Origin of the sequence: Picosynechococcus sp. PCC 7117, assembly GCF_001693275.1 — a bacterium.
GTDB lineage: Bacteria > Cyanobacteriota > Cyanobacteriia > Cyanobacteriales > MRBY01 > MRBY01.
The window spans coordinates 545,313-566,570 of the sequence record NZ_CP016477.1 but is presented as its reverse complement, the minus strand read 5'-3'; the positions used below and the strand labels follow the sequence as shown (position 1 = coordinate 566,570).

The 21,258-nt window shown below is 49.9% G+C and carries 21 protein-coding genes; 7 read left to right on the top strand and 14 right to left on the bottom strand.

The window, feature by feature from the left end; all coding sequences use genetic code 11:
* Nucleotides 1-95: 95 nt before the first annotated feature.
* Complete coding sequence (locus AWQ22_RS02680; protein ID WP_030007127.1) at nucleotides 96-692, top strand: chorismate lyase; 597 nt, start codon at nucleotides 96-98, stop codon at nucleotides 690-692.
* Between the two features lie 85 nt (nucleotides 693-777).
* On the opposite strand, the gene AWQ22_RS02675 is transcribed toward AWQ22_RS02680, so the two are convergent.
* The 6 genes from AWQ22_RS02675 to AWQ22_RS02650 form a co-directional block, all read right to left on the bottom strand.
* Nucleotides 778-1,989 (bottom strand): 4-hydroxy-3-methylbut-2-enyl diphosphate reductase, encoded by a 1,212-nt coding sequence (locus tag AWQ22_RS02675; RefSeq protein ID WP_065710100.1) that lies wholly within the window; start codon nucleotides 1,987-1,989, stop codon nucleotides 778-780.
* A 62-nt stretch (nucleotides 1,990-2,051) separates the two neighbouring features.
* Nucleotides 2,052-2,975, bottom strand: coding sequence for a Ycf66 family protein (locus tag AWQ22_RS02670; protein WP_065710099.1), 924 nt, complete (start codon nucleotides 2,973-2,975; stop codon nucleotides 2,052-2,054).
* A gap of 71 nt (nucleotides 2,976-3,046) precedes the next feature.
* The gene (gene minE, locus AWQ22_RS02665) at nucleotides 3,047-3,325 is read right to left on the bottom strand and encodes a cell division topological specificity factor MinE (RefSeq protein WP_012306146.1); all 279 of its coding nucleotides are present in this window, start codon (nucleotides 3,323-3,325) and stop codon (nucleotides 3,047-3,049) included.
* Between the two features lie 79 nt (nucleotides 3,326-3,404).
* A complete protein-coding gene (minD, locus tag AWQ22_RS02660) occupies nucleotides 3,405-4,205 on the bottom strand; it encodes a septum site-determining protein MinD (protein ID WP_012306145.1) in 801 nt (266 codons plus the stop codon).
* Nucleotides 4,206-4,269: 64 nt separating this feature from the next.
* A complete protein-coding gene (gene minC / locus AWQ22_RS02655) occupies nucleotides 4,270-5,190 on the bottom strand; it encodes a septum site-determining protein MinC (RefSeq protein WP_065710098.1) in 921 nt (306 codons plus the stop codon).
* A gap of 64 nt (nucleotides 5,191-5,254) precedes the next feature.
* Nucleotides 5,255-6,424: a pyridoxal phosphate-dependent aminotransferase gene (locus tag AWQ22_RS02650; protein ID WP_065710097.1), complete on the bottom strand. Its 1,170-nt coding sequence runs from the start codon at nucleotides 6,422-6,424 to the stop codon at nucleotides 5,255-5,257.
* Nucleotides 6,425-6,642: 218 nt separating this feature from the next.
* On the opposite strand from AWQ22_RS02650, the gene AWQ22_RS02645 reads away from it, so the two are divergent.
* Nucleotides 6,643-7,764: a histidinol-phosphate transaminase gene (locus AWQ22_RS02645; protein ID WP_012306142.1), complete on the top strand. Its 1,122-nt coding sequence runs from the start codon at nucleotides 6,643-6,645 to the stop codon at nucleotides 7,762-7,764.
* Nucleotides 7,765-7,774: 10 nt separating this feature from the next.
* Here the strand turns inward: AWQ22_RS02645 and AWQ22_RS02640 are convergent, their stop codons facing one another.
* Nucleotides 7,775-8,080 carry a hypothetical protein gene (locus AWQ22_RS02640; protein WP_012306141.1) on the bottom strand — a complete coding sequence of 102 codons (306 nt, stop codon included), beginning with the start codon at nucleotides 8,078-8,080 and terminating at the stop codon, nucleotides 7,775-7,777.
* Nucleotides 8,077-8,952, bottom strand: a complete 876-nt coding sequence (locus AWQ22_RS02635; protein WP_065710096.1) for an MBL fold metallo-hydrolase — start codon at nucleotides 8,950-8,952, stop codon at nucleotides 8,077-8,079. The genes AWQ22_RS02640 and AWQ22_RS02635 overlap by 4 nt, the downstream gene beginning before the upstream one ends.
* Before the next feature lie 121 nt (nucleotides 8,953-9,073).
* Between AWQ22_RS02635 and AWQ22_RS02630 the strand changes: the two genes are divergently transcribed.
* Nucleotides 9,074-10,414 carry a nicotinate phosphoribosyltransferase gene (locus AWQ22_RS02630; protein ID WP_065710095.1) on the top strand — a complete coding sequence of 447 codons (1,341 nt, stop codon included), beginning with the start codon at nucleotides 9,074-9,076 and terminating at the stop codon, nucleotides 10,412-10,414.
* Here the strand turns inward: AWQ22_RS02630 and AWQ22_RS02625 are convergent.
* Nucleotides 10,411-11,754: a 16S rRNA (cytosine(967)-C(5))-methyltransferase gene (locus tag AWQ22_RS02625; protein ID WP_065710094.1), complete on the bottom strand. Its 1,344-nt coding sequence runs from the start codon at nucleotides 11,752-11,754 to the stop codon at nucleotides 10,411-10,413. The two genes, AWQ22_RS02630 and AWQ22_RS02625, sit on opposite strands and share 4 nt — an antisense overlap.
* Nucleotides 11,755-11,884: 130 nt before the next feature.
* Between AWQ22_RS02625 and AWQ22_RS02620 the strand changes: the two genes are divergently transcribed.
* The 3 genes from AWQ22_RS02620 to AWQ22_RS02610 are packed head-to-tail and all read left to right on the top strand — an operon-like array spanning nucleotide 11,885 to nucleotide 13,247.
* Nucleotides 11,885-12,109 (top strand): hypothetical protein, encoded by a 225-nt coding sequence (locus AWQ22_RS02620; RefSeq protein WP_030007117.1) that lies wholly within the window; start codon nucleotides 11,885-11,887, stop codon nucleotides 12,107-12,109.
* Entirely contained in the window at nucleotides 12,097-12,498 is a 402-nt protein-coding gene (locus tag AWQ22_RS02615) for a type II toxin-antitoxin system VapC family toxin (protein ID WP_065710093.1), read from the top strand. Before AWQ22_RS02620 ends, AWQ22_RS02615 begins: the two co-directional genes overlap by 13 nt.
* A 56-nt stretch (nucleotides 12,499-12,554) precedes the next feature.
* Nucleotides 12,555-13,247: an HAD family hydrolase gene (locus AWQ22_RS02610; protein ID WP_065710092.1), complete on the top strand. Its 693-nt coding sequence runs from the start codon at nucleotides 12,555-12,557 to the stop codon at nucleotides 13,245-13,247.
* A 499-nt stretch (nucleotides 13,248-13,746) separates the two neighbouring features.
* Here the strand turns inward: AWQ22_RS02610 and AWQ22_RS02605 are convergent, their stop codons facing one another.
* The 5 genes from AWQ22_RS02605 to pilM all read right to left on the bottom strand — a co-directional run bounded on the left by AWQ22_RS02605 (nucleotide 13,747) and on the right by pilM (nucleotide 19,733).
* The gene (locus AWQ22_RS02605; protein ID WP_065710091.1) at nucleotides 13,747-14,331 is read right to left on the bottom strand and encodes a transposase; all 585 of its coding nucleotides are present in this window, start codon (nucleotides 14,329-14,331) and stop codon (nucleotides 13,747-13,749) included.
* A 79-nt stretch (nucleotides 14,332-14,410) separates the two neighbouring features.
* Nucleotides 14,411-16,804 (bottom strand): AMIN domain-containing protein, encoded by a 2,394-nt coding sequence (locus AWQ22_RS17315; RefSeq protein ID WP_065710090.1) that lies wholly within the window; start codon nucleotides 16,802-16,804, stop codon nucleotides 14,411-14,413.
* A gap of 232 nt (nucleotides 16,805-17,036) precedes the next feature.
* On the bottom strand, nucleotides 17,037-17,843 hold the full coding sequence (locus tag AWQ22_RS02595; RefSeq protein ID WP_030007112.1) for a hypothetical protein: 807 nt from the start codon (nucleotides 17,841-17,843) through the stop codon (nucleotides 17,037-17,039).
* 50 nt (nucleotides 17,844-17,893) lie between these two features.
* Entirely contained in the window at nucleotides 17,894-18,625 is a 732-nt protein-coding gene (locus tag AWQ22_RS02590) for a PilN domain-containing protein (RefSeq protein WP_065710089.1), read from the bottom strand.
* Nucleotides 18,626-18,629: 4 nt separating this feature from the next.
* Complete coding sequence (gene pilM / locus AWQ22_RS02585) at nucleotides 18,630-19,733, bottom strand: type IV pilus assembly protein PilM (protein WP_062432248.1); 1,104 nt, start codon at nucleotides 19,731-19,733, stop codon at nucleotides 18,630-18,632.
* Between the two features lie 212 nt (nucleotides 19,734-19,945).
* Here pilM and AWQ22_RS02580 point away from each other — a divergent pair, with 212 nt between their 5' ends.
* On the top strand, nucleotides 19,946-21,226 hold the full coding sequence (locus AWQ22_RS02580; RefSeq protein WP_065710088.1) for an ABC transporter substrate-binding protein: 1,281 nt from the start codon (nucleotides 19,946-19,948) through the stop codon (nucleotides 21,224-21,226).
* Nucleotides 21,227-21,258: the final 32 nt, after the last annotated feature.

Sequence of the window (21,258 nt, the reverse complement as noted above, 5' to 3'; positions counted from 1 at the left end):
GAGAACCCCAGCGGCAGGGTGGGCAAGAATTGTTTATGATCAGTTTAGTTGAAGTTTTGTGAAGAATCTTGACTCTAGCACTCAATTCTCCGTTTTTGGCAACGTCTAAAGAGCGTCAGTGGCACTGTTTAGAACCCATCTGGCAAGGGGGGATGGCTGAAGTACAAAAGGGACTCCCCCACAGCCAACTCGCCCCGCCCTGGCAAATTTTGCTCTTGGGGGATGGTTCGCCGACCCGCCATTTGGGTCTGCTGACACGGGAAAAAATTGAGGTCGATGTGATCGATATGTCCCCCATTGGTACGGATAATGATGGGGCACCGAGTTTGATTTCTGCGATTCCAACACCCCATTTACGCCGTCAGGTGTGGTTGCGAACGGCGGGGGGACAACGTTTGGCCTATGCAACTTCCTGGTGGGATGCAAACCATGTGGATGATTATTTGCAAAATCGCAGTTTGCCTATTTGGGAGAGTTTGTCGCGGCTCCACACGGAACTGTACCGGGATATTCAAGGAATTTATCTGGGGCGATCGCCAATCCTAGAAGCCGCTTTTCAGGAAGAAGGGCCTTTTTGGGGCCGCCATTATCTGTTTTGGCACGATGGTAAACCCTTAACTTTGATTTATGAGGTGTTTTCGCCCTATTTGCGCAAATATTTAGGACAACCGAGCCAGGAATTTCCCCAATAAAAATCCCCATCCCCAGGCGATCGCCAGCATTAGAACGGGGTAAATATTTTTTACGTTTGCGGATGTTTAACGGTGTCTGAAAAAGTTAGACCAAGGCCGCTGGCTGGGCTTTTTCAGCAAAGATTTTCGCAATGACGTCTTCAACGACTTTGTCGGGGGTAGACGCGCCGGAAGTTACACCAATTTTTAGTTTGCCAGCCGGAAGCCAATGGGTTTGGGTTGTGATTTCACCATCGAGGGGTTTGTGGGCAATGGTGTTATTCCCTAAAAGGCGATCGCCGCTGTCGATGTGATAGGAAGGGATATTGCGCTCGACGGCGATTTCCTGGAGGTGGGTGGTATTGGAAGAATTGAAGCCACCGATGACGACCATCAGATCTAAATCTTTTTCCACGAGGTCAAACATCGCATCCTGCCGCTCTTGGGTGGCATCACAAATCGTATTGAAGCTCATGAAGTGGTCATTAATTTCCGTCGGGCCAAATTTTTCGAGCATCGTCTGTTCAAACAGTTTGCCCATTTGTTCCGTTTCGCTCTTGAGCATGGTGGTTTGATTCGCCACGCCCACACGGTCTAGATCTTTGTCAGGGTCAAACCCTTCGGAATAGGCATTTTTAAATTTGTCGAGGAACGCTTGGCGATCGCCTCCATGGAGAATGTAATTCCGCACATATTCCGCTTCTTCTAGGTTCAGCAGAACGAGATAAGTGCCAGCAAAAGAGCTAGTAGCTACCGTTTCCTCATGCTTATATTTGCCGTGGATAATCGAAGTGTAATTTTTCTTTTTATGCTTTTCAACGGAATTCCACACCTTAGAGACCCAAGGGCAGGTGGTATCCACAATCGTGCAACCGCGATCATTGAGCAGTTGCATTTCTTGCACCGTTGCCCCAAAGGCCGGCAGAATCACCACATCGCCATTCGCCACGCCACTAAAATCCTTAGCGCCATCAACCACCTCAATAAAATGAACATTCATCTCCTTCAGACGATTATTCACCGAGGGATTGTGGATAATTTCGTTTGTTACCCAGATTTTTTCCGTAGGGAAATGCTTGCGGGTTTCGTAGGCCATCGCCACTGCCCGTTCTACTCCCCAACAAAAGCCAAACGCCTCCGCCAGGTAAATGGTGACATCACCACGGGTTAACTCATAGTTGTTGTCACGGATCTCTTGGATCAGGCTACTTTGATATTCGCTGGTCATCATGCCAGCCACTTCATCTTTATGGCCAAATCCTTGGCGATAGTAATTTTCAGAGTGATTTAGGGAACGTTTAAAGGCTTTGGTATCCATAGGGCACGGGAGATCAATGATACGCTTCAGTCAAAGATCATAGCGAATTCTTGGGGCGATCCCTAATCTTTGGGAGTATCTTCGGTTTTGGAGGTTTCGCCTAATTCAGCCGAGGCTTCTGTTTCTGCCTGGGTTGCTGCTTCGGCAGATTCAGCTTGGGGTTCCTCTAGAGGGGAAGTTTCGTCGGTGACATCATTAACAGCAGTGTCTGGCTCAGACGCATCTTTTTCTTCGGCAAAAATTTGCTCAATATCTTCGTCTCCTGCTGATGCACTGGTTTCCGTTGGGGCTGCGGTAGATGCGGTTTTACGTCCAAATAGCCGACCGAAGGAAAATCCTTTTTTAGAGGGTTGTGCCGTAATCGGTGGATCGGTGATGGCGTCGCTTTCTGTTTCTGGGGTGTCGGATACTTCCGTGGGTGTCTCAGAAGCTTCTTCTGGCGAGGGAACGGGCTTTGTCGAGTCAGCTTTGTCTAAATCTTTTGAAGCAGAGGGGGTTGCTGGTTCTGGGGTCGGCTTTTCAGTTTCGGGAGATGTAACTGGGGCCGTTTCAGGAGACTCAGATGGTGTAGAGGTTTCTGGAGCTTCCTTTGCGGGGTCAGGGGCTTTAGAGGAATCGAAGGAAGATTTTTTCGATGTTTTGGTGGCTGAGGTCGGCGCGACTTTAGGTTTTTTAAAGCGGTCTTTGACGTAGCCAACCAGGGAAACTTTGTCGAGGTTGGGGATTTTACTGGGGTCGGCGATCGCCTGGCGGAGTCGGAGGGTTTCCCAAGCAAACCAACCGAGGAGGATCACACTGGCCAATTGCCCCAACAGGATGGCCCCAGCCATTTGCCCGGCACAAACCCAAAGGACGAGGGCGTAGAAAAGACCAACAGTGCTCCAAAAAAAGTCATCTTGGCGGTGGAGTTTCGGGAAAATAAAGGCAGTCAGAAATAGCAACCCGCTCCCCAGAGCAACGGCGATCGCCAAAATTTGTGCCAACATGACCAACAACTCCTACTGATGCTAACTGCTTGCCCTATTGTGCCAGAATCATCGGATCTTCGCGTAAAAAACTATTCTAGGGAACGAATATCCCGTACTCGACGAATCGGTAGATTTGCCACCAAAGCCGTCATCCGGTCACTACTCGAAAGGTCGAACTCCATTTCCTCTGGATCCACCTCGACGTATTTAGCGACGACGGCCAAAATTTCCTGGCGCATCTCCTCGACTTTTTCGGGGCTGAGGCCCACCCGGTCGTGGGCAATGACCAGCTTGAGGCGTCGTTTTGCTTCGTCACTGCTCTTGGGAGACTGCCAATGGAGCAGCTTTTCAAGTAATTCCTGGATCATGACTCATTACAAAGGGAAACATTAATTAGATTTCAGCATAGAGGGGAATGAGGGCGATATTCCGCATCAGAGACAGCAGTTAACTGGCAAAGATCCGGCGAATTTTGGCAAGGAATCCCTCTTGGTTGGCCATTAGGTTTAACAGGGGCACTTTTTCCCCCTCTAGACGGCGGGCAATATTCATAAACGCGGTGGCAGGGAGGTCGTTTTGTTTGTCTCCTAGCACCAACGGTTCGCCCCGGTTACTGGAAACAATCACTTGTTTATCGTCGGGAATAATCCCCAGGAGCGGAATGGCGAGAATTTCGAGGACATCCTCGACGCTCATCATTTCATTTTGCTTGACCATTTCTGGCTTGAGGCGATTCACAATGAGGCGCGTCCGTTTAATGCCATAGGCTTCTAAAAGACCCACAACCCGGTCTGCATCGCGTACGGCAGCCACTTCGGGGGTTGTGACGATCAGGGCTTCCCTCGCGGCGGCGATCGCATTCCGAAAACCCATCTCGATACCCGCCGGACTGTCCACCAAAATATAATCAAAAGCTTTATTCAGCCGCATAATGAGCTGTTTCATCTGGGTGGGAGTGACGGATTCTTTATTCCGGTTTTGGGCCGCTGGCAGGAGGACGAGACCATTTTGCCGTTTGTCCTTCACGAGAGCTTGTTCGAGGCGACATTCTCCGGCGATCGCTTCAATGGCCGTATAGACAACGCGATTTTCTAAACCCAAAAGTAAATCCAGGTTTCGCAGACCAAAATCCGCATCGACCAGGGCCACTTTTTTGCCGAGCTTGACCAAGGCCGAACCGAGGTTGGCGGTACAGGTACTTTTGCCGACGCCTCCTTTTCCGGAGGTCACAACGATAACGCGACTCATAGACTTCTGGGTGGATAAATAATTCAATAAGCTTACGACATAGCCACGGGTTGCGGCAGCTTAGCTACGATATTACAGGTAAGAGGGGATCAGATGTTTCCTGCCAATGCTGTTGATCGGCTTGGTATTGGTAGTTTTTCGAAAATTTGAGGGCCGGAGCTAGACGAATTCCCTCTTGGGTCAGATAGGCCACCTCTGGCTTTCGTTGCTCAACGGCCTGGGGGGCAGCACGGGCTAGCACATCGGCAATGCGCAGTTGAGTCGGCTCCATTTGCAACGCCATAATCCGTCCCGTGCGATCGTCTTTTGCACCAGCATGGGCAACCCCCCGCAAACAGCCCCACACCACAATATCTTTGTCCGCAACGATACTTCCCCCCGGATTGACATCCCCTGTGACAATCACCGAGCCGGGATAGACGATTTCAACCCCAGAGCGGACGGTTTGGTCGATGTACAACACCTCCGGTTCTTTATCGGGGGCCAAGAGCGGTTTTAACTTTAAAGGAACATCCGCCAACAGTTGATTCGGGGGATCTTGATCGACGCTATAACCTGCTGTAGCGGCGGCGATCGCCGTTTGCCGTCGGTTGGTGTAAATGCGTTTGAGCTTTAGGTCGTGGGGTTTGAGTAGGTCAGCCAGTTCCTGGAGTTGACGGCCCCCTACCAGTTGATTTTGAGCGATTAAGTGAACGTGGGCGACTGGAAAATCAGCAGCAGCCTGCAACTGCTCCCGAAAATTGGCCCAGATTGTGTCCCAAGCCTCAATTTCATAGGTCTGGGTGGTGGGTAAGACTAGGGTGAGGTGGTCAGCTTCAAGGCCGAACTGCAACTCCGGGGTCGCCATGACTGCTTCTGGCTCTTTTGGGTTGAGATCATCACGTTCCGTAACAATCTCCGGGGTCGCGCTTTCACTGGAGTTAGAAGAAAACTCCGTCGATGTTGAGTCGGGATTGGGGAGAGTGTGATCGTCAAGCTCGGCCATAAAGTCAATTAGAAATTCACCCCTGATTTATAGCAGTAAGCACTGGGCTTCGGCAAAATTTTACTTACCTTGAGAGGGACTGGAGAAATTTGCCAAGACGGGACATTCCCTTTTCGATGGTGCCGAGATCTGTGGCGTAGGACAGACGAATGCAGCGGTCATTGCCAAAGGCCACCCCAGGGATCGCCGCCACCTGCTGCTCGGCGAGGAGCTGTTTACAAAAACTAAGGGAATCGAGACCGTAGGCGCTGATATCCACAAAGAGATAAAAGGCACCGTCGGGGGATGGACAACTCAAACCCGGCAGATCTTGAATCGCCCCCAGCATTACTTCCCGACGCTTACTAAAGGCGGTTAACATTTCCTGGACGCAATCAAGTCCTCCCTCTAGGGCGGCGATCGCCCCGTATTGGGCAAAGGTACAAACGTTGGAGGTGCTGTGGCTCTGGATCGTCGTCATACCCTTAATTAGTTCCACCGGCGCGGCAATGTAACCCAAGCGCCAGCCCGTCATCGAAAACGCCTTAGCGAAGCCGTTACAAGTAATGGTCAGGGGAAAAATTTCGTCACTCACGGAGCCAATACTCTGGTGCACGGCATCCCCGTAAAGAATTTTTTCGTAGATTTCATCGGCCACCACCAACACTTGTTTCTCCACTAAAACCTGGGCGATCGCCGTTACCTCTGCCGGACTGTAGACGGCCCCGGTGGGATTCGAAGGGGAATTGAAAACAAATAATTTCGTTTTGTCAGTGATCGTCTGGCGCAACTGATCCGGAGTGATCTTGTAGCCCGTTGCTGCCGTGGTTTCGACGAAGATCGGGGTGCCGCCCGCTAAAATCACCATTTCTGGATAGCTCAACCAGTAGGGGGTCGGGATAATCACCTCATCCCCCGGTTCAATTAGCGCCATCATCAAACCATAGAGGGCGTGCTTGCCGCCATTGGTGACGATCATGTTTTCGGGGTTGTAGGGGAGATTATTTTCTGTCTGTAATTTTTTGGCGATCGCCTGACGCAGGGCCGGTTCTCCGGGGGCAGGGCCATATTTGGTTTTTCCCGCATCAAGGGCGGCTTTGACAGCGGTTTTAATGTGATCGGGGGTGTCGAAATCCGGTTCTCCAGCACTAAAGCTGCACACGTCAATCCCATCCGCCTTCATGGCCTTTGCTTTTGCGGAGATTGTGAGGGTAATCGAAGGCTTGATTTGACCGACTCTGGCTGCCAATTTCATGGTGATTTGCGTTTAGATAGGAAGTGGAAAACGTGAAATAACGGTGCAGGAAAATTCCCAATTTTTAGGCTAAGGCGACTCCCCACCGCACCAACGTTATTTTTACATAATGCAACCTTAAACTTATGATCGATTTCACAGATTGATTACATTTCATTTGCGTTCGTTTCAATGCCCTTGGGGAATTGATTTTCATTCTTCTTTTTTGCACAGCACCTATGTCCTTTTTGCGTTCTGACTTGGCCCAACTCAAAGCCTATGTGTCCCACCCCGGTGGCCCGGTAAATACGCCGGTAGATATTCTCGACACCAATGAAAGTCCCTACGATCTCCCAGCGGATCTCAAGGAAATTCTGGCTCAACATTATCAAAATCAAATTGCCACAAACCGCTATCCCGACGGGGGCCATGGGGCGCTCAAGGAAGGTATTGCCGACTATGTGAATCGTTCTGGGCAGTTGACCGGGGATATTCAAGCGGCCCACATCTCCGTGGGAAATGGTTCCGATGAGTTGATCCGCTCGTTGTTAATTGCCACTTGCCTGGGCGGGGAAGGATCGATCCTGGTGGCAGAGCCGACTTTTTCGATGTACCGCATTTTGGCGCAAACTTTGGGAATTCACACCGTGGCGATCGCCCGACAGCCAGAAGACTTTAGTTGGGATCTTGCGGCGGCCCAAAACGCCATTGACCAACCCCAAGGGGCACCGGTGCGGGTGGTATTTGTGGTGCATCCCAACTCTCCCACAGGCCAATGTCTCACGGCAGCAGAAATTAGCTGGCTCCAGTCTTTGCCGCCGGATATTCTCGTGGTGGTGGACGAAGCCTATTTTGAATTTAGTCAAAAAACTTTGGTGGCAGAAGTCCTACAGCGGCCCAACTGGGTGATCCTGCGCACCTTCTCGAAGGCGTTCCGGTTGGCGGCCCTGCGGGTGGGCTATGCCGTGGGCAGTTTAGAAATTATCCAAGCCCTCGAAAAGGTACGCCTCCCCTATAATTTGCCTAGTTTTTCCCAGGCGGCGGCCCGACTCGCCCTCGACCATGGCGATCGCCTGTTGGAAACCATTCCCGAAGCTCAACAGGAACGGGGGAAACTTTACCAAGCGTTAGGGCAACTGCCGAATTTTCGGGTGTGGCCCAGCGATGCGAATTTCCTCTATGGTCGCCTCCAGCCAGCGATGGAACCCCAGGCAGAAGCCTTAGCAAACCTCGTCGAAACTCTGAAAAATCAGGGGACTTTAATTCGACACACGGGGGGCGGCCTGCGGATTAGTGTAGGAACACCAGCGGAAAATCAGCGCACTTTAACTCGGTTAACAGGTTACTTGCAGGCTTTGTAAACAGGTAATTTCAGAGGCGACGCCGCACGAAAATTAAGGCTCGGAGGAGTTGTTGGAGCAACTTGATCTGGGCGATGACTTGCTGCCCTTGCTGTTTTTTCATCTGGATCTGTTGGGTGGTGGCGGGGATCACGTCCGCTTGTTGAATTAAATCTTCTACGACAATTTTGATTTTGCGTTCGTTGAGGGCGAAACGGTGGCGACTGAGGCGTAGATCCTGGTGCCAACGGCGAACTTTTCGCCAGAGAATATAATTCACCCCGATTAGACAAAGATTACTGGCGATCGCCACCAGCCAGAAAAACGTTACGCTCATGCCACGGACTCCATCCACTGAATACAAGCTTTTAAATCTTGGTGTAGGGTTGCGCTGTCGGCCTGGTAGCGGCGGCCATGGCCCGGCAAAATCCAGGTGATCGGGTAGGGAAGGAGTTTTTTCATCGATTCAATTTGCGCTGTCCAAGAATACCAACAGTGATTCCGAAAGCCCGTCAAATGACCCAGCCGCGCCGAAAAAGCCAGGTGATCCCCGGTAAAAAGATATTGATTGCGGTAGAGTAACACTGCATGGCCTTCGGTGTGGCCCGGCACAGGAATAATTAGGCAGTCCTTGAGAAAGGGGATCGCTTCGGTGCCTTCGAGAACGGTTTCTACGGCTTTTGTTCCCTCCCGGAGATCGGCCCGGTGCAACAGGCGATCGCAACCGAAATGATCATGGAATTTTTGGTGATCGGCCACGTCATCCCGGTGGGTTAAAAATAAATATCTCACGCCGCCAAGGGCTTCGAGTTGCTTCACTAAAGAGGGTTGAAACCGAGGGGAATCCACAAGAATATTACCTTCCGGATGCTGGATGAAATAGCTGGCGGCCCCAAAGGATTTGCGCGAATGGTAGCCGCAGTAATAGATATTTTCAACAAGGGGCAGGGGAAACTCGGCTTGGATTGCGGGGAGATCTTTCGGTGCGGTTTCGGTGGCGATCGAGGCCGTTGGACAGGCTAATAAAGCTTGCAAGGCGGCCCGCCTTTGGTCAGAGGTTTGGGGTTGGTGGTAGACGGCGGATTGCCCATCCTGGCGGTTAAAAATCTCTGGACTGAGCCAACGGCAAGTGTCACAGTCAATGCAACTACTGTCCACATAAAAGTCACCGGGCACATTTTGCGATCGCCGCTGGTGTTGGGTTGCCATGGATCTTTTTCCCCTGAACTTTCTGATGGGATCTTAACATTCACCCCCTAAAAGCAGCCGATCCAGATTTTTTATTGTAAAATAAACACTAAATTAATTCATTGGAGGCGAAAGACGCACCATGGCTGGGAAAAATTTAGACATCACGGCCCAGGACTACAGTCTGTTAACGGATCTTTACCAGCTCACCATGGCAGCCTGTTATGTGGGGGAAGGGCTGGCGGAGACCCCGGCTTGCTTTGAAATGTTTGCCCGTCGTTTGCCCGATGACTTTGGCTATCTGGTGGCGATGGGCCTAGAGCAGGTTTTAAGTTACCTAGAAGGATTACGGTTTACGGGGGCGCAAATTGACTATCTCCGCAGCACCGGAATTTTTGAGCAGGCCCCAGCTGCCTTTTGGGATTTACTCGCCACGGGCCGTTTTACAGGGGATCTTTGGGCCGTCCCGGAGGGAACCGTGATTTTTCCCCAGGAGCCGTTTTTGCGGATCGAAGCCCCCCTGTGGCAAGCCCAAATTATTGAAACGTTTCTGCTCAATGCCATTAATTACCAAACCCTAATTGCAACACGGGCGGCACGGATGCGTCATATTACGGGCGATCGCCAATTATTAGAATTCGGCACAAGGCGGGCTTTTAGTCCCCAGGGGTCTACCTGGGCGGCGCGGGCGGCTTTAGCGGGAGGGTTAGATGCCACGTCCAATGTTTTAGCAGCACAACAGTTAGGAATTAAACCCGTGGGAACCATGGCCCATGCCTTGGTGATGGCGGTGGGCACCCTCGAAGGCTCGGAGGATGATGCGTTCCGGGCGTTTCACCGTTATTTTCCGGCAGCCCCTTTACTCATTGATACCTATGACACGGTGGCGGCGGCGGAGCGTTTAGGTAAGGCGATTCAAACTGGCGAAACCCATCTAGCGGGAGTGCGCCTCGATTCGGGGGATTTATTAACCCTCTCCCAACAGGTGCGGCAAGCGTTACCAACGACGGTGAAAATCTTTGCCAGTGGTGATCTCGATGAAGGGGAAATGGCGCGGCTCCAGGCGGCTGGGGCAACCATTGATGGCTATGGTTTGGGGACGAAATTGGTGACAGGCGACCCAGTTAATGGCGTGTATAAATTAGTGCAAATTGGCGATCGCCCGACGATGAAAAAGTCCAGCGGAAAAGCCACCTATCCGGGTTGTAAGCAGATTTTCCGTAACCGAGAAGCTGGCCAGGATCGCCTCGGTTTAGCGAATGAAGCTCCCCAATCAGGAGAAATGCCTCTGCTCAAAAAAGTGATGGCCCAGGGCAAGCGGTTATTTTCGACCGAAGACCTCGGCACGGTTCGCCAACGAACAACGGACAATGTACGCCAACTGCCCGATGAAGTAAAACGTTTAGGAAAGCCTGATGCCTATCCCGTCAAAATTTCTGAATCCCTGCAAACCCTCACCGAGGCGATCGCCCAATCCCTCTAGGCAGGCCGTTGCAACTTCACCATAAAGAAACCATCCATGTCGTGACGCTGGGGTAAGACCTGAATCCAACCCTGTTCCTGGGCATAGGGAAAAGCGGGTGAATCTGGGCTGGGGGGGACAATCTGCCAGTCTGGGTGTTCCACGAGAAATTGGTTGGCGATCGCCTCATTTTCTGCCGGATTTAGCGTGCAGGTGGCATAGACTAAATAGCCTCCCGGTTTGACCCAAGTCGCCCCCGTGGTAAGCAGTTCTCTCTGGAGTTGGGTCAGTTCAACAATTTTCTGGGGGTTTTGTTGCCAGCGGATATCGGGACGTTTGTGGAGTGTTCCTAGGCCCGAACAGGGCACATCCAGCAGCACCCGGTCGGCCATATTGCGAAACTGCGAATAGGCGCGACTGTCACCGATGAGGGTGCGGATCATCGAGAGTTTGAGGCGGCGGGCATTTTGCTCAATTTTATTAATGCGGGCTTGATATTTATCGCTGGCCCAGATGGTGCCGCGATCTTGCATTTTTTCGGCGATGTGGGTCGTTTTGCCGCCGGGGGCTGCACAGGCGTCGATAATCACTTCCCCCGGTTGGGGATCGAGTAAGTGCGTTACCAACTGGGCGCTGGCATCCTGGATCGTCCACCAGCCTTCTTTGTAACCCGGTAAATCTTGAATTAAACCCCGTTTTTCCACCAGGCGCAGGGCATTGGGTAAATTGGCGATCGCCTCGGCTTTGACCCCTGCCTGGGTGAGTTTATCCTGGACAGCGGCGACATTTGCCCGGAGGAGATTTACCCGGAGATCCAGTTGGGCAGGCCGATTAAACCATTGACAAAGCTGTTCTGTTTCCTCCGCTCCAAATTGTTCAAGCCATTGGCCAATCAGCCATTCCGGAAAACTATATTGCAAAGCTAGCTGCTCTGCCGCTGCCTCTGGTAACTGGAGCGGATCATGGCCTTTGTCCCGTTGCCGCAGATAACCGCGCAGACAGCCATTTACCACCCCTGCTAATTGGCCCAGCTTGTTGGTTTTCGCAATTTCAACGCTGGTATTGACCGCCGCCGAGGGGGGAATTTGATCTAAGTAACGCAGTTGGTACAAACCCAGTTGAAGGAGTACCCGTAGATCAGGCGGTTGTTGATCGATGGGCTTTTTCCCTAATTGATCAATGATTGCATCGAGGGTTTTTTGGCGACGGACAGTACCATAGACTAATTCGGCAACTAAAGCGCGATCGCTCCCGGTGAGGTTACTTTTGTGGAGGACTCGATCAAGGGCCACATCGGTATAGGCGTTGTGGTACATGATTTGCCGGAGGGCGAGAAAGGCGAGTTGGCGGGCTGAAGACATTAAATCCGATAAAAACGTAGTAGGTTGATTATCCCCTAGTCTGTTCCTCCCCACTACTTCTGAACTTAGCTTTGGGTTTGAATCGGACAAAACTTCTAAAATGTATGGGTAATGCTCTGGATGAATCGATATGCTGAAAAGTTACGAGGCAATTTATGAGGCAGGACAAATGATTTGGCTTGGGGAAGTGCCCCAAATTGATCAAGCACGGGTAATTGTGACGATCATTGAGGAAGGTTCTCCGATTCAGAAAAAACGCCACTTTCCCCCATCACACTTGGCTGACAAAGCGAAAGTCCTCGGTGATATTGTGGCACCCCTAGTAGATGAAGCAGATTGGGAATGTCTGAAGTAATTCTCCTAGATACCCATATTTGGTTATGGCTCATCAATGGCGATTTTGATCAATTTCCGTCCCACTGGGTTGAGAAGCTGGAACGAGTCGATGTTGTTGGTGTTTCGCCGCTATCTTGCTACGAAATCGCTCTAGCCTGTCAGCGAAAGCGTTTGCAACTGACTTGTCGCCCCGAAGAATGGATACGGCAGGCTTTAGACCCGGCAGGTATCGAGATTTTGCCTTTAACGGCAACAATTGCAGCAAGGGCTGTAAATTTATCTCCTATTCATCGAGACCCATTTGATCGCATGATTATTGCGACAGCTCTGGTGTATCAGGCTCAGCTTGCCAGTATTGACGGGCTTTTTGGAAAATATCCTGAACTCGAAAATTATTTAATGAGATAGATTGTTTGGTTTAATACTGGCAACCTTTAAAGTATTGTGAGCATGAGAGCAAGATTATGGTCAGGTTGATTTCGGATTTTGATGGGGTGGTCGTAGATCTGTCGGAACGCTACTACCGTGTTTATCGCTGGCGGTTAACCCAAGTCGCAGAACCGGAGCAAACGTTATCCCCCTTAACAAAGGAAGAATTTTGGGCTTTAAAGCGACAAAAGACTTCCCAGACCGATATTGGTTTGCGGTCGGGTCTCCGGGAAGATCAGTTGCCAGAGTTTAAGCGGCTCCGAGATGACCATGTGCATCGACTGGAAAATATGGTGCACGATCGCCTGATTGAGGGGTCATTGGAAGCGTTGACAACAGCCCAAAGCTTGGGCTGGGAAGTGATGACCGTTACCATGCGTCGTTACAGTGAACTGGACAAAATTTTGCAGCTTCATCCGGTTTTGCAGGATATTTTTCCGGGCGATCGCCGTTTTTGTTTACCCGACTCAACGGATCGCAACCAAGATTTTTATCAAAAGCCGTTACTCATGGGCGAAAGCCTCGCCCGACTGCGTCCCAAAGAAACCACTTGGATGGTGGGAGATACGGAAGCCGATATTCGCTCGGCCCAGAGCCATAATATTCCCGTGATTGCCGTGCTTTCGGGGATTCGCGATCGCCAACTATTGGCCGCCCACAACCCAGATTTCATTGTGGAAAATTTATGGGAAGCGGTGCAACTGATCCGAGAACAGGTCGCTAGTTAGCATAGAAAAAAAGCTATGTTATAATTTGGGCGCTTTATTGGGGCTGTGGCTCAGCAGGATAGAGCAAGCGCCTCCTGAATCTTTCGGGCAGCATGGATCGGAAACGCCATGGCTGAATGTGGTCAAATTCAAGGAAGCCTAAGTGATGGAAATTTTCATCATAGGGTAACCCTGAGCCAAGCCTTTCGGTGCCTCGCCGGAGGAAGGTGCAGAGACTAGCAGGTTGGTTTTGGGGCAAATTTTTTTGAGGATCTTGAATGCTAACGTTTGTAGCGAAAGGTCATCGCCAACCCAGCATAACGGCCACCACCTACGGAAACCGCAGGGATTTGATTACTAAATCCTGAGTTCTAGGGTGAAGAGATAGTCCAGAGAGTTGGGGAAACCCACACCAATCTGAAGCGCTAGGTCGCCGGTTCGAATCCGGCCAGTCCCGTTTTTCCCGTAGGGATTTGGTCTCCAAATCCCATTATTATGAAATCCCCTGGCAACCAAATCCCTACCATTTCGATGGGATATTGGGGTGTAATTGGTCGGTGTGCCAATTGTAGGGATTATTTTCTATGTATTCTCTGAGGATATTGAGAGATTTTTCATGGCGAATAATGTGCTCGTAATAGTTTTTTTGCCAAATTTTTGTCCCAACTAGACCGCGTTTTTGGTTGATTTTTTTCGTTGTTTGATATTTAAAATAGGCGATGATTTTGCCGAGGTTTGTTTTTTGTTCGTAAAAAGGGCGATCGCCTTTGTTGCGAATGGCGTTAAAAGCATCTTTTGGCGGTGGCACAGGGAAATCTGTCGTTTCAGGTTCGGTACAAATTAAGATGCCATGAAAATGATTGGGCATAATCACGGCGGCATCAATTTCTAGATTTTCAAAATGTCTAGGCAAATAATTCCAAACTTGTTCAACAATTTTTCTATACTCGTTTAAGTGCAAGATTTTATCCGTGATCGTGCCAAGTAAACATTCACGGGCCTGCACACAAATTGTCACAAAATATGCGCCTGCCCGGTTGTAATCATAAGATTTCAAACGAATGGAGCGCCGATGATGAATTTGCGGATTATATCGATTTGCCATCGCAATAACCGTAGGGATTTGGTTTCCAAATCCAAAATAATGGAAACCAAGGGCATGGGAACCAAGCCCCTACGGATGGTTAACGGGTGGGGAAACGGGCATTGTCTAGCATTTCACGGGCTGTTTCGCTGGGTTGATAGCCGTAACCCCACATCGCATTCTGAGAATCATCAATAACTTGCGGCGTGATGATAAAAAGTAGTTCACGACGACTGTTTTCTCTAGACGTGCTTCTAAATAATGAACCGAGAATAGGAATATCGCCTAAGATAGGCACTTTACTGGTTGTTACAATATCCCGTTCGTCAATTGCTCCAGCAAGAACGAGTGTTTGATTGTCTCGGAGACGAACAGAACCAGAACTTAGAATACTTTGACGTTTGAGAGTCAAAATATTTCTACTATCACCAGCCTCAAAGACAACCTCTTCAGAAGGAGCAGAGACCTCAGGAGTAACGTTTAGGGTGATAAAACCATTATCATCAACATTCTCCACCGTGATCGGTACAAATAGACCAACTTCGGCAAGTACAGGTTCTGGTAAAGCAGTAGATGTAGTATTGTTGTTCGTCGCTGTCGTATTAGCATTACCTGACACGATTTCTACACTATTGATAATTTGTTCGGTAACCCGTAATTCTCCTGTTTCTGTCTCCTGAATAATTAAAGTGGGATCAGCGATAATTTTCGAGGTTGTATTGCGCAGTAAGCCAGCAACCAAATTACCAATAAAGTTAGTTCCCCGACCAATAGAATTATTTTTTTGTACTCCAAGTCCTTGAATAGAAAGGCTAACATTTCCCAAATCATCAACTGTACGAATTACTGCTGCAACCTGATTGGGATCTGTAACTGTGATGCCTGTTTGACCGGCAATTTCGAGAGCTTCGGTAATTGGCCCAACAAAAACTGTATTTTCAGGATCCAAGCCATCGAAAGCATCAAAAGCTTCCCCAAAAGAAACTTCCTGATTGCCTTGCTCAACAACAATGCCAGCAGGATTGAATTCAGAAAAAATGCTGCTACCTCTGGAGAGATCATTAGGGGATAAAATTATTCCGTCTCCAGCGCTAATTCCGATGCGATCTTCAAGCAAAAGTTTAATATCAGAAGAGATAGAACGATTTCCAGTGAGTGTTACGTCGATAATTTTGACATTTACTGCCACTTGCCGCTGACGAGCATCTAACTGCTTAAGAAAATTACTGGCAATTTCAATAGTTTTGGGATCGCCACCCAAAGTAATTGTTTTTAGTCGTGCATCCGTCAGGATATCTAAACTACTAAATCGAGATAGTAAACCACGGGCAAGTTCTTCTTCTGTTGGCGTCTTGGAACAAGTTCTTGTCACCTCTCTACTTACCGATGTGCTTTGAGTCCGGGATGTGGGTATATCGCTACCTTCTTCACTTAGAGAAAAAGCAGATTCCGCTGTTTCTACCGTTCTTTCTTCGTTAATTGTTTCAGAAACTGTAGAATCACCAGTAATCAAAAAGCAGCGGGCTTCTTCAGGAGTTGCCTGATTCAATCGGAAGCTGCGGGTAATCCTGGGGGCGATCGCAAAGGGCAGATTTCTCCCGACAAAAATTGTGTTGCCATTTCTCACAGCATTGAGGTCACCAAGCATTAAGACGTAGTTAAAGACATCTTGCACAGGCGCATTTTGCATATCTAAAGAGACGGTAACAGGTGGCGCTTCACCTTCCCCGGCAGGTGCTTTTACATCATTGCCCACAACGATATTGAGACCGGAAGCGCGGGCCAACAGAGACATCACATCCTCAATGGGAGCTTCCTTCAGTACAAGACGAGGTACCATTGCATTTGTTTGTAGATTCACATAGCTAGGCAGGGTCGTATCAATTGTCGAAACCGCAATATCCCCCACTGGTGGCGCACTGGCCCTTGGTAAAAACGGTGGGATGGGGGCCGTCGGTTGGAGGAAATTATTTTGATTGTTACTGCTGGGGGTACTCTGGGCTAACAAGGTCGGTTCAATTACCGTGGAGGGCTCTGTGACCTGGGCCGTTTCTGTCGTGCCTGCTGTCGAGGTGGTCACATTGAGCAAAATGCTGTTGTTATCCTGGCTGAGGATTTCCCCTTTTGGTGCTGCCACTTCCCCTAGGGCGACGATTTTGACATTGCCCGGAGCCGACTCCATCACCTCGATGCGCTCAATCCCCGGTAAAGGATTATCTTGGCTGAAAATATCCTGTCCATTGCCGAGATCTAGCCGTGCATTGGCAATTTCTGCAATGAGTACCCGGTCTTTTTGGGTCGTCGAAACCTGGGGCTTCTCACCAGACAGATGTGCACTCTCTGGCGCAAGACTAAGGGCGAGCTCTAGGTTGCCATCTCCTGGCCGTACCGCCAGTTCCCGTACTTGTATATTTGCTGCCTGGGCTGGGGTAACTAAAACTGTTGTAGAAGCAACGACACCAGCGACGACTCCGGAATAGGACTTGATATTCACGACAGAAAATCTCCACACACACTAATTAAATGTAATCGAAAAACCGAAATGAATCCCGCTTGAAATTAACAATAATTTTAAAAAACAACCCTAAAAATCCAAAATAATTAGCAATTTAAAATAAGTTTTGCTAATAATGTCTTCAGAAATTTGTTTTGAAACCAAAATTAATGGTTCTTATGCCGCTAGTTTACCTCCCTATCTCCTCAGCAAATTGTTTTGACCTCGAAACCTAGCCACCATTCTCTGCGGGTTGTTCCTCTTGACCTTCTTCTCCTTCGGCTGGGGCGGCCTCAGCAGCTAATTCTGCTTGTCGGGCGGCTAGCTCTTCCGGGGTCGGGGCAATGAGGGCATCCACCACAAAGGAAACCCCTAGCTGGGCCTGGGTTTGTGTTACCAAACGGCCATTTTCGTAGCGGAATGTCGCTGGTTCGGCCACCGTCGTCGAAAAATTACGCAATACCAACAACGGCTGCAACACATCGATGCTCGTGAGCATAGACTCTGCTTCTGTGTAGGTCATATTATCGAAGCTGACATTAAAGGTTTGGTATTTCAGCTTATTTTGGGCAGCTTCACCGTAGGTAGCGGCATCGGTAATAAATTCGGGTTTAGGCGGTGTCGGCTCGTAGCTCGTTAGTTGTACATTGCTGGCTGTGAGGATCCGGTTGAAATCAAGCAGGAAAGTCTGCATTTGCTTGTCTTGACCATAGGCATTGAGAATTTCGGTGGCAATCCGTTGCTCGTTGGCTAATTCCACCTCGCGCTGGGCAATTTGCTCTTGGATATTCCCGGCGCCTTTTTCTTGTAATTCTGCTTGTTTTGTCTGGAGTTCCTGTTCGAGGGTGCTGATTTCCCCTTGGATGGGCCGAACGAGAAACCACCATAGTCCAGCGCTGGCCCCAATGCCGGCGATCGCCAACATCGTCCCTAAAACTTTTGAAGTGAACTGAATCCCAAAGGCTTCAAAAAAGCCCTGTTCCTGACCAACCATGGTCATTTCCGTCATCGTTTGCCGGAACTCTTCTGCGTATGTCATCGGTTGTTGCTCCTCCTCACAGTGTTGATGAATATCGAGATCGTTAAATCCTAAAAGCTACTCCGCAAGCGTTCGGCCATCCCCCGTGCCCCCTGGCTGTCTAGGGTGCGAATCACCTCTGCATCGGTGAGATCATTGAGGGAGATTGATACCGTGTAGTCCACCACCTGGGGCATGCTAAAAGAAGCAACGGGCTGCGGAAAATCCACCTGGGCAGTGGTAATCGGGTTATCGACTAAATTTGCACTGACAATATAGATTTCTTCCCCTTGCAGCAAAGGCGATTCCGGCAGGTTGAGGACAAAGTCATTCACTTCATTAAAAGTGCGTGCGTTACCCCGTACCAACACTTGATTATCCGACTGCTCGAAGGAGGTGATCTTGAGACCGGGTGGAGTTAAATCCCCCACTTCCCGCAAAATTGCCGACCAGGGTTTAATCCTCGTTTGCAGCACATCCACAAAGGCTTGGCTTTGGGACTTATAGGTGTCAATTTCTTGTTGAATTTGCTGTAACCTCGCCTGCTGGGCATTGGCTCCCTGGAGCTGTTGATCGACAACGGCAATCTCTTCTTGGATGTTCGCTTTTTCACGACTTTGCTGGAACCATAACAGACCTACCACCGCCAAGGCCGCCGCAGTGACCGCCCCACCGATAATTAGTGGCTTTGGCTCTTGGCCCGGAATCACCCCAGGTTTGCTCACCAGACGATCGGCGATCGTCATCGAAGAATCTTTCGTTAAACCACGGTCTTTCAGGAAATTAATATCTAAACCATACATAGCCCTATACCTCCCGGAGTCCTAAACCCAGTGCAGTGCCCAAGGACGGTCGTTGTACCTTGGAAATTTCTTCATCAACGTCAATAGACAGCGCCTCAAACGGATCAATTTGAATCGTCGGAATGCTGAGACGCTGCGTAAAAAATTCATCCAGTTGACTAATCCCCCCCCCAGGGCCAGCCAACATTAATTGGGCCACTTCCAGCTCACCGCTCTGGTTGAGGTAAAAATCAATGGAACGGCGCAATTCGTCTGTCAGTTCCCCTAGAACGCGCAGGAGGGCCGCCATCCCAGGGTTAATGCCCGTGGCGCCAGTGCGCGATCCTTCCATTGGTGTGTTGGGAATGGTCATCCCCTGGAGAAGTTCGATGTCGCGGGGGGCAGGTAAATTCATGGCGCGGGATAGGGCATTTTGCAGTTGCGAAGCACCAATAGGCACCGTCCGGGAAAACTGTGGTACCCCATCGACCACAATGGCAATTTCGGTACAGTCAAATTCAATATCAACCAAGACCACCGCTTCCTGGGAGCTAAACTGCCGTAGTTGCTCACGAATCGTCCGGAGGAGGGCAAAACTATTGATTTCGAGGATATTGATCTCTAGTCCCGCCTGGACAATGGTCTCCACATAGGCGTCGGTCACTTCTCGCCGGGTGGCCACCAACAGAACTTGCACCTTTTCAATGCCATCTTCATCCTGGAAAAACCCAAGTTTTTGATAATCGAGATCCACTTCTTCGCGCGGGTAGGGCAGGTAGAGGCTTGCTTCGTGGTTGAGGACCATATCCCGCAGTTCGGCATCATCGAGTTCGGCGGGGATCGGGATCAGGCGAATAATTGCCTCCCGCATGGGCACGGCGGCGGTAACCTGTTTAGCGCTGATGTTGTTGGCGCTGAGGGTATTTTGGATCAGCTCGGCGAGGGCGGGAACATCAACAATTTTTCCTTCTTCAAAAATGCCTTCGGGTACGGGTTCGGTGATGTAGGTCGCCAGCTTATAGACCTGTCCCTGTTTTTTGAGTTGGACAATGTTTAAGCGTTCCGTTGAGATCTCGATGCCAATCCCTTTACGCTTTGGTTTGAAGATATTTTTGAAGAAATCTAGCATAGGAAAATGTTCCGAAAGGATGACCTATGGAGCCATCGGTGCTAACCACCCATACCCCGGTTGCTATTAAATTTAGCTCAGTTTGCCGAAAGTAAATAACAATCGCAAAAAAGGGAGCAATTTTGCCCCTGAAGCTGTCTGGATAATGGCATGATCTGAAGGTCAATTCAATGTGAGTGATCACTGCGGCTGAAATTGGGAGGAAAGTTTTTATGTTTAATGGTCTCAAAGGGCTACGGCGTGGACTGTTTGTGGGGGTGAGTTTGGTGGCGATCGCCGCCTGTCAGCAGGTACCTGGAGGCAATGGCAACACCCCAGAAACGGTCGAATTTTGGACAATGCAATTGCAACCAAAGTTTACAGATTATTTCAATGAATTAATTACGGCCTTTGAAACCGAAAATGCGGCAGAAACGGTGCGCTGGGTAGATGTCCCTTGGTCAGCGATGGAAAGTAAAATCCTGACGGCGGTCTCGGCGCGCACGGCTCCGGATGTGGTGAACCTCAATCCTAATTTTGCTTCCCAGTTGGCCAGTCGTGATGCTTGGTTGGTGCTGGATGATCGTCTGACGCCAGAATTGCGCGATCGCTATTTGCCGAAAATTTGGCAGGCGAATCAAATCAACGGCCAAACCTTTGGGATTCCCTGGTATCTCACAACCCGGATTAGTTTCTATAACGAAGATCTCTTTGCCGAGGCGGGCATTGACGCTCCTCCCAGTACCTACACTGAGTTGGCGATCGCCGCCCAAACGATCAAAGAAACAACCGGGAAATATGCCTTTTTCGTCACCTTCGTTCCCGGTAACTCCAATGAAGTCCTGGAGTCCTTGGTACAAATGGGAGTCACCCTAGTCAATGCCGATGGTTCTGCGGGCTTTAATACCCCCGAAGGCATTGCGGCTTTTCAATACTGGGTCGATCTTTACCAGGCGGAATTATTACCCCCAGAAGTTCTGACCCAAGGCCATAGCCACGGCATTGAACTCTACCAAGCCGGGGAAACGGCGATCGCCAACACTTCCCCCGAATTTATCAATACCATCCAGCAGAACGCGCCCCAAATTGCGGTGGTATCTGTCCCGGCCCCCCAAATCACCGGGGAAACAGGTAAGAAGAACGTCGCCGTAATGAACCTTGTGATCCCCAAAGATAGCGACGATCCAGAGGCTGCCCTCGATTTTGCCCTCTTTGTCACCAATACTGAAAATCAACTTGCCTTTGCTGAAGCCGCCAATGTTTTGCCCTCTACCCAGGCCGCAGTGGAACAATACATTGCGAAACTCGCCGCCAGCGCCGCCACTGATAGCCTCAGTTTGGCCCGGAAAATTAGTGCCGAACAACTAGCGGATGCCGAAATTTTGATCCCCGCCCAGGAGAATCTCACGGAACTGCAAAAGCTTATCTACGAAAATCTCCAAGCAGCGATGCTCGGCCAAAAGACAGTTCCCCAGGCGGTGGCTGATGCGGCAGCAGCCTGGAATGCCCTTTAACTCTCCCAAGAGGGAATCCACCCCCCGCCCGT

Excerpts from the sequence above, each read along its gene's own strand:
- AWQ22_RS02675 (WP_065710100.1), bottom strand. The coding sequence starts at position 1,989 with ATGGATACCAAAGCCTTTAAACGTTCCCTAAATCACTCTGAAAATTAC.
- AWQ22_RS02670 (WP_065710099.1), bottom strand. The coding sequence starts at position 2,975 with ATGTTGGCACAAATTTTGGCGATCGCCGTTGCTCTGGGGAGCGGGTTG.
- minE (WP_012306146.1), bottom strand. The coding sequence starts at position 3,325 with ATGATCCAGGAATTACTTGAAAAGCTGCTCCATTGGCAGTCTCCCAAG.
- minD (WP_012306145.1), bottom strand. The coding sequence starts at position 4,205 with ATGAGTCGCGTTATCGTTGTGACCTCCGGAAAAGGAGGCGTCGGCAAA.
- minC (WP_065710098.1), bottom strand. The coding sequence starts at position 5,190 with ATGGCCGAGCTTGACGATCACACTCTCCCCAATCCCGACTCAACATCG.
- AWQ22_RS02650 (WP_065710097.1), bottom strand. The coding sequence starts at position 6,424 with ATGAAATTGGCAGCCAGAGTCGGTCAAATCAAGCCTTCGATTACCCTC.
- AWQ22_RS02645 (WP_012306142.1), top strand. The coding sequence starts at position 6,643 with ATGTCCTTTTTGCGTTCTGACTTGGCCCAACTCAAAGCCTATGTGTCC.
- AWQ22_RS02640 (WP_012306141.1), bottom strand. The coding sequence starts at position 8,080 with ATGAGCGTAACGTTTTTCTGGCTGGTGGCGATCGCCAGTAATCTTTGT.
- AWQ22_RS02635 (WP_065710096.1), bottom strand. The coding sequence starts at position 8,952 with ATGGCAACCCAACACCAGCGGCGATCGCAAAATGTGCCCGGTGACTTT.
- AWQ22_RS02630 (WP_065710095.1), top strand. The coding sequence starts at position 9,074 with ATGGCTGGGAAAAATTTAGACATCACGGCCCAGGACTACAGTCTGTTA.
- AWQ22_RS02625 (WP_065710094.1), bottom strand. The coding sequence starts at position 11,754 with ATGTCTTCAGCCCGCCAACTCGCCTTTCTCGCCCTCCGGCAAATCATG.
- AWQ22_RS02620 (WP_030007117.1), top strand. The coding sequence starts at position 11,885 with ATGCTGAAAAGTTACGAGGCAATTTATGAGGCAGGACAAATGATTTGG.
- AWQ22_RS02615 (WP_065710093.1), top strand. The coding sequence starts at position 12,097 with ATGTCTGAAGTAATTCTCCTAGATACCCATATTTGGTTATGGCTCATC.
- AWQ22_RS02610 (WP_065710092.1), top strand. The coding sequence starts at position 12,555 with ATGGTCAGGTTGATTTCGGATTTTGATGGGGTGGTCGTAGATCTGTCG.
- AWQ22_RS02605 (WP_065710091.1), bottom strand. The coding sequence starts at position 14,331 with ATGGCAAATCGATATAATCCGCAAATTCATCATCGGCGCTCCATTCGT.
- AWQ22_RS02595 (WP_030007112.1), bottom strand. The coding sequence starts at position 17,843 with ATGACATACGCAGAAGAGTTCCGGCAAACGATGACGGAAATGACCATG.
- AWQ22_RS02590 (WP_065710089.1), bottom strand. The coding sequence starts at position 18,625 with ATGTATGGTTTAGATATTAATTTCCTGAAAGACCGTGGTTTAACGAAA.
- pilM (WP_062432248.1), bottom strand. The coding sequence starts at position 19,733 with ATGCTAGATTTCTTCAAAAATATCTTCAAACCAAAGCGTAAAGGGATT.
- AWQ22_RS02580 (WP_065710088.1), top strand. The coding sequence starts at position 19,946 with ATGTTTAATGGTCTCAAAGGGCTACGGCGTGGACTGTTTGTGGGGGTG.